5 protein-coding genes are annotated in these 6,567 nt (G+C 70.6%); 3 read left to right on the top strand and 2 right to left on the bottom strand.

What is annotated here, in order from left to right; translation table 11 throughout:
* The first annotated feature begins 369 nt into the window (after positions 1-369).
* The 3 genes from ACYVIH_RS06320 to ACYVIH_RS06310 all read left to right on the top strand — a co-directional run bounded on the left by ACYVIH_RS06320 (position 370) and on the right by ACYVIH_RS06310 (position 4,202).
* Positions 370-1,005: a peroxiredoxin gene (locus ACYVIH_RS06320; RefSeq protein WP_460867264.1), complete on the top strand. Its 636-nt coding sequence runs from the start codon at positions 370-372 to the stop codon at positions 1,003-1,005.
* A gap of 193 nt (positions 1,006-1,198) precedes the next feature.
* A complete protein-coding gene (locus ACYVIH_RS06315; protein WP_460867262.1) occupies positions 1,199-2,737 on the top strand; it encodes a CocE/NonD family hydrolase in 1,539 nt (512 codons plus the stop codon).
* 64 nt (positions 2,738-2,801) lie between these two features.
* Entirely contained in the window at positions 2,802-4,202 is a 1,401-nt protein-coding gene (locus ACYVIH_RS06310) for a WS/DGAT/MGAT family O-acyltransferase (RefSeq protein WP_460867260.1), read from the top strand.
* Between the two features lie 128 nt (positions 4,203-4,330).
* Here ACYVIH_RS06310 and ACYVIH_RS06305 read toward each other — a convergent pair whose 3' ends face one another.
* Both ACYVIH_RS06305 and ACYVIH_RS06300 read right to left on the bottom strand, forming a co-directional pair.
* Positions 4,331-4,987: a hypothetical protein gene (locus ACYVIH_RS06305; RefSeq protein WP_460867257.1), complete on the bottom strand. Its 657-nt coding sequence runs from the start codon at positions 4,985-4,987 to the stop codon at positions 4,331-4,333.
* A gap of 81 nt (positions 4,988-5,068) precedes the next feature.
* Positions 5,069-6,565 (bottom strand): hypothetical protein, encoded by a 1,497-nt coding sequence (locus ACYVIH_RS06300; RefSeq protein WP_460867256.1) that lies wholly within the window; start codon positions 6,563-6,565, stop codon positions 5,069-5,071.
* Positions 6,566-6,567: the final 2 nt, after the last annotated feature.

The following is a 6,567-nucleotide window of genomic DNA, read 5'->3' as shown; positions in this document are numbered from 1 at the left end:
CCCCCGACCCCGCACAAGCCAGCCACATGGAACGCCACCTCCTCGAACTCCTCCACGCCGTCTGAGGCCGGCGCAACGATGCGCCCGGGCTTCAGCGCACACTGAGGCGATCGCCTCCCGCGGGGCCAGGGGGTGCTCAACCCGATCAGCCAACGGTTCGGCAGACCCGCCCGGTCGGATGCCCTCTGCGGCTGCCCGCGAGAACGAGCCGAATGATCACCCGGTCTGGGGTTGAGGGCCATCAGGCCCTTTCGCCACCTTCGCCGCTCCGCACAGGATGGAGGCGTACGACGTACGGGACGGCCATACCCCCCAGGGTATGGTGACCGTATCGACATGCCTAGCAGCACGAGAGGATGAGCGAGCTCCATGGCTTCACTGCACCTGGGCGACACCGCCCCCGACTTCACCGCCCCGACGAGCGAGGGTGAGATCTCCTTCCACGAGTGGAAGGGAGACAGCTGGGCGATCCTCTTCAGCCACCCGGCCGACTTCACCCCCGTCTGCACGACCGAGCTCGGTCGCGTGGGCCAGATGAGCGATGAGTGGGCGAAGCGGAACACGAAGGTGATCGCCCTGTCGGTCGACTCCGTCGAGGACCACGCGCGCTGGAAGCCCGACGTGGAGGAGGTCTCCAACACCACGATCGGCTACCCGATCATCGCCGACCCGGACAAGAAGGTCGCCGAGCTCTACGACATGATCCACCCCGGTGAGGGCGACTCCAGCTCCGTGCGGTCGGTGTTCATCATCAGCCCCGACAACAAGATCAAGCTGATGCTGACCTACCCGAAGATCGCGGGCCGCAACTTCGACGAGATCCTCCGCGTGCTGGACGCGCTCCAGCTCAGCGAGAAGCAGCCGTTCGCCACGCCGGCCGACTGGAAGCCGGGCGACCGCGCCATCGTCAGCAACGACATTCCCACCGAGGAGGCCCAGAAGCGCTTCCCCGACCTGGAGGTCGTCAAGCCGTACCTTCGTTACGCAAGCACCACCCAGGCCTGAGCGTCGCGCCGGACCCACCGGACCCACCGGACCCACCGGACAACCGGACCCCCCGAGGGGCTCGTCCACACGGGCGGGCCCCTCGTCGCGTCTGTGCACCTGAGCGCCGGCGGTGCCACCCCTACGACGTAACCGACCTCACCACGGCTCGTTGTGTGGGTGTCCCGACCGCGCCGCGCACAGAGGTGTACCCATGTCCGTTCGTCGTCTCGCCGTCGTCACCATGCTGGCAAGCCTTCTCGCTGCGATGGTCCCGGCGCTCACGGCGCCCGCCTCGGCGGGGATCGGCCACACGGTGACCCACGGCTGCGTGACGAGCGCCCCCGAGCCGGGCACCACGGATGCGGTGGACATCTGCTACTCCCTCTTCCGTCCGAAGACCGCCAGCCGCAAGAACAAGGTGCCGATGGTGATGCACAGCCACGGCTGGGCCGGCTCGCGGACCCAGGACCCGGCGGCGTTCGCCAGGTGGCTCGACGCCGGCTTCGGGGTGCTCTCCTTCGACCAGCGGGGCTTCGGCGAGAGCGGCGGCAAGGCCCACGTCGAGCATCCTGACCTCGAGGGTCGCGACGTCCAGCGGCTGGTCGGTCTCGTCGCCCGTCTGCCGTGGGTGAATAAGGACGGCAAGGGCGACCCCCGCCTGGGCGCGATCGGCGGCAGCTACGGCGGTGGCTACCAGTACGTCGGCGCGTTCACGTTGCTCGAGAAGCGGGGCAAGCCGGTCTTCGACGCGCTCGCTCCCGAGATCACCTGGCACGACCTCAACGAGAGCCTCGCGCCGCAGGACGTGGTCCGCACCTTGTGGGCGCTCAGCCTCTCAGCCGCTGGCTCCGAGGCGCTCCCGCCCGAGGTGCTCGTCGCACTCGGCCAGGGGGCGGCCACCGGCTTCTGGCCACGCGGGGAGGTGCCCGGAAGCGCCGACATGGGCGCGTTCTTCGAGAAGAACGGCCCCGCCTGGCACGTACGCCACGGCCGACGCCTCGACATTCCCGTGCTCATGGGCCAGGGCGCCACCGACTCCCTGTTCCCGCTCGACCAGGGCCTGAAGAACTTCCAGCGCGCTCTCACCCCGCGGGCTCGGCGGCAGAGCATCTTCGTCGGCTACAACGGCGGACACGTGCTGCCCGCCGTACTCCCCCAAGGTGTCGGCGTGGCCAGCGACCCGTGCAGCAAGAAGCTCGCCGGAGGCTCGTTCAGCGACCTGGCGCTGCGTTTCTTCACCGAGAAGCTCAAGGGGAGGAAGACCGGGCTGCGCGGCTACAACCGCTACCACCTCGCCACCGCCGGCGCGGCGTGCACGACGGTCGCCTCCACCAGGCCCGACACGGCGATGGAGGTCGGCACCGTCGCGACGACCGAGGCCGCCGGCGCGCCGATCGCCGTGAAGATCGCCGACGGGCCGCTCCGCGTCGCCGGCACGCCGTACCTCTCCGGCAGGCTCACCGCGCTCGGCGTCAACAACCGGGCCTTCTACGGGCTCGCCGTGGGGACCTGCCCGCTCGACGCCAAGGTCGTGCAGAACAACCTGCTGCCGCTCTTCGAGCTCGAGCCGGTCCTCGGGGAACAGCGGCGGATCGAGCTGCCGTCGGTCGCAGTCGACGTCGCCGAGGGCGAGTCCCTGTTCGTGCTGGCCACGCCGGTCAGCGACACCTTCGTCGGCATGGGCAGCCGCACGCCCGGGGCGGTCGTGATCGAGGACGCCGTCGTCGACCTGCCTGTCGTCGAGGACTGATCCGGGCCGATCTGGGCACGCTCTGCGACAGGTCGATGGCTGCACGCACTCACCTGGGGGGATCATGTTGACACCGCTGGACCCGACGGCTGCGGCGTTCCTGCTCGCCGAGAACCGGCAGCAGCCCATGCACGTGGGTGGTCTGCAGCTGTTCCGACCACCGCAGGACGCGGGCCCGGAGTACGTCCGCGACATGTTCGCCACCTCGCTCGCCGCCGACGAGGTCGCGCCGTTGTTCTTGAAGCATCCGCGCCGCTCGCTGGCCACCGGCGGGCAGTGGGTGTGGGTCGAGGACGACCAGTTCGACTGTGACTACCACGTGCGCCACAGCGCGCTGGCCGCGCCGGGCCGGATTCGGGAGCTGCTCGACCTCTCCGGTCGGCTGCACGGCACGCGGCTCGCGCTCGAGCGGCCGTTGTGGGAGACCCACGTGATCGAAGGTCTCGCCGACGGCCGGATCGCGACCTACACCAAGATCCACCACGCCCTGGTCGACGGCGTCGCCGCGATGCGGCTGCTCCAGAGCGTGCTCACCACCGACCCGGACCGTCGGGACATGCCGCCACCGTGGGGCAGACAGCCGGTCGAGGGCGCCGACGCGGAGGCCAGGCACCACCTGGCGCTGGCCGACACACCGGTGAGCGCTCTTCGCTCGGCGCTCGCCCTCACCGCGGAGGCGGCGGGGATGCCGGCCGCACTGCTGCGCACCCTCACCCGCGGCATCCGCAACGACACCTCTGCGCTCTCTCTGTACGCACCGCGCACGGTCATCAACAAGCCGATCACCGGGTCGCGCCGGTTCGCCGCGCAGAGCTGGGACATGGAGCGGCTCAAGTCTGTGGGTGCTGCGACGGGTACGACGATCAACGACGTCGTGCTCGCGATGTGCAGCGGCGCCATGCGCAGGTACCTCCTCGAGCTCGACGCGCTTCCCGACTCGACCCTGGTGGCGATGGTCCCGGTCGGCCTCAAGGCCCGCGAGGCGGCGATCGCCTCGGCCACCGGAGGCAACGCGGTGGGCTGCGTGATGGTGAAGCTCGGCACCGACATCGAGGACCCGGCGGAGCGACTCTGGAGCATCCACCGGTCCATGGCGTCGGGCAAGGAGGCGCTGTCCTCGATGACCACGGCGCAGATCACCGCGATGAGTGCCCTGGGAATGGCGCCCGCCGTGCTGCCGGCGATGCTGCGCCTCCACGGCATCAGCCGGCCGCCGTTCAACCTGATCATCTCCAACGTGCCCGGCCCGCAGCGGCCGCACTACTTCAACGGCGCACTGCTCGAAGGGATGTGGCCGCTGTCGATCCCGATCCACGGGATGGCACTGAACATTACCTGCACCAGCTACAACGGCGAGATGGGCTTCGGGCTCACCGGTTGCCGGCGCACCGTGCCGCACCTGCAGCGCCTGCTGTTCCACCTCGACGACGAGCTCGCCGCCCTGGAGAGGGCCGCCGGAGTCTGACCTGGTGGATCGCTGGCACGGTTACGGCAGGTGCTCGACAGCCGTGGTGAGGAACGTGCCGATGTCCTCGGTCGTGAACGCTGGCTCGACGCCCTCGCCCATCACGATGTCGACCACCTGCAGGTCCATCAGGACCGGACCCTTGCGCACCAAGGAGTTGTGAAGCAGCCAGTAGCCCCGGCCACCGGCCTCCTCCAGGGTGGTGAAGTCGCCGTAGCGGTCATCGCCACCTCGGGGATGGTCATCGGCTCGGACCTGCCAGGACCTTCCTCACCGGCAGGAATCATCCCGTGGCAGGCCCGCATGCCCTCACGAAGCGCGTCGAAGGTCGACTCGACCTCGCCCGGTTCTGCGGACATGAGGTACTCCTGGACGAAGATCATGTGCCCCACCCGGTCGCCGGCGGCCATGTCGATGCTGTCCGTCTCGGACTGGTCGAGCTGCCTGAATGCCTGCCACCGCAGCGACTCCGCGGCTGAGCGGGACTCCTGGCTGGCCCTTTCGCAGAACTCGATCCTCGGCAGCAGCTCCTGCTGGTTCTCGGGCACCACGCCAGGGGTCTCCATCTGGGAGTCCGGGGGCACGTTCACGGTCCACTCACCGGCGTAGTCGTCCACCGTCACCAGGACGGAGGCCAGCTGCCCGGCGCCCGGCACGTCACCCTGCGCCCAGGCAGGCTCGCCACTCGACGAGGGCGACGCTGTCTCGGTGCCATCTCCCCCGCAGGAACCCAGAAGCAGGACAGCTACCCCGGTCAGCGCGACGAGCACTCGGGCGTGACTCATCGTGACCCCCCTCCGCTCGGCGCCCCCGCACCATCAGCCTCTCGCGCTCCCGGTGCACCGAGTAGGGCCGGACGTCCTCGTCTAAGCGCGCGCGGCTCCATAGCCGAGCAGGGCCGCGAGCCCGAGCGCGCTGCGCGGGGCGTAGCCGGTGCGCCACAGCCCGCCGTGCACGGCCTTCTCGGCCTCGTCCTGCCAGGGGTGCTCGTGCACCGGACCTCCGCCGGTGTGCAGGTCGTGCACCAGCAGCGCCGCCATCAGCACGTTCGAGGTCGCCGGCTCGAACACCTCGACCCCGAACCGGTGAGCACCCGCGTAGGCGGCCGCGAGGGCGCGGTTCTTCACCACCGACCGGGTGCGCGTAGGAGGCGCGACGTTGAGCGAGACCGTCGTTCCGGCCTCGCGGGCCACCGCTGCCCGCCACCGCTGGAGCCGCTTGGCCAGCGCGTAGTTCGGTCCCTGCTGGGCGACCAGGCTGTCGTTGATGCCCGGATCCGACCCGGGCACGTAGGAACGGTGCAGCAACCTGCCGGCGCTGAGCGTGCGCAGCGGCCGGCCGACCAGCTTGGCGACGGTGGACCGGCCCTCGTAGCTGCCGGTGGCCTGGTCCACGGCGTCGCCCGGTACGGCGAACACGTCGGTGGGCGTGGCCAGGAAGGCGAGCGCGACGTCGTTCCGGGCGGCGAGCAGGCGCGTGCTCAGCGCGTCGACTGCCATCGACACCCGGACGTTGGTCGCCCCGTCGGCGTAGACGTAGTTGCCGAGGACCAGCTCACCGGGCAGGCTCTCGAGCCACTCCGCGACCGCAGGCACCTCGGCGAGCAGGTCGGCGCCGGTGTGCTCGTGAACGTCACCGCCGCGGCCGGCCACGCCGCCGGCGGCCATCCCCGGGTCGACCGGCAGCAACGCTGTCCCGGCGCCACGCTCGGCGGCCTCCAGCACGCGCCGCCAGATGTCGGGGCGCGGCAGATCCACCGCAGCCACCGTGGCGCCCCAGTGCAACAGCGCCTGCAGCGGCCCCATCTCCGCTCCGGCCCCCAGCACGGCGACGGTGCGCCCCTCGAGCCGCAGCCAGTCGGGGTTGGCCATCACCTCGCGCACCGCCTCGGCCGCCGACGGCTCCATCACCCCCGCGGTCACCCAGGCGTCGAGCCGGTCGTGCAGGTCGTCGCCGCGCAGTCGCCGGCCGTGGTACGGCAGCGACAGCTCGGTCTCGATCTCACCCTCGCCGCGTACCTCGATGGTGCCGAGCTCGCGGTCCGACTCGTCGGTGCTCCACTCCGCGAGCGGGAGGTCGCTACCGTCCGCCCCGACCACGCGCATCCGCTCGTGCAGCGAGCCGAGCCCGTCCGAGGCGATCGTCAGCGCCGCCTGCCGGGAGGAGAGTCCGGCCTCCAGCAGGCGACGAAAGTGCAGGAGGTAGCCCGAGCGCCAGTTCGTCTCCCGCTGGGCCTCCATCGCACCGGGCGGGTCGACCTTGCGCAGCGCATCCGCGACGACGGCGCGACCGGTCTCGACGGTGCTTCGCCGACCGTCGGCGGATCGAGGGAAGACGACGCCGTGCTGCTGTTCTGCACCCATCG

The sequence above is a fragment of the Nocardioides pakistanensis genome, assembly GCF_054781215.1.
Note: the sequence above shows the minus strand (reverse complement) of the source record. Positions and strands in the feature narration are given on the sequence as shown.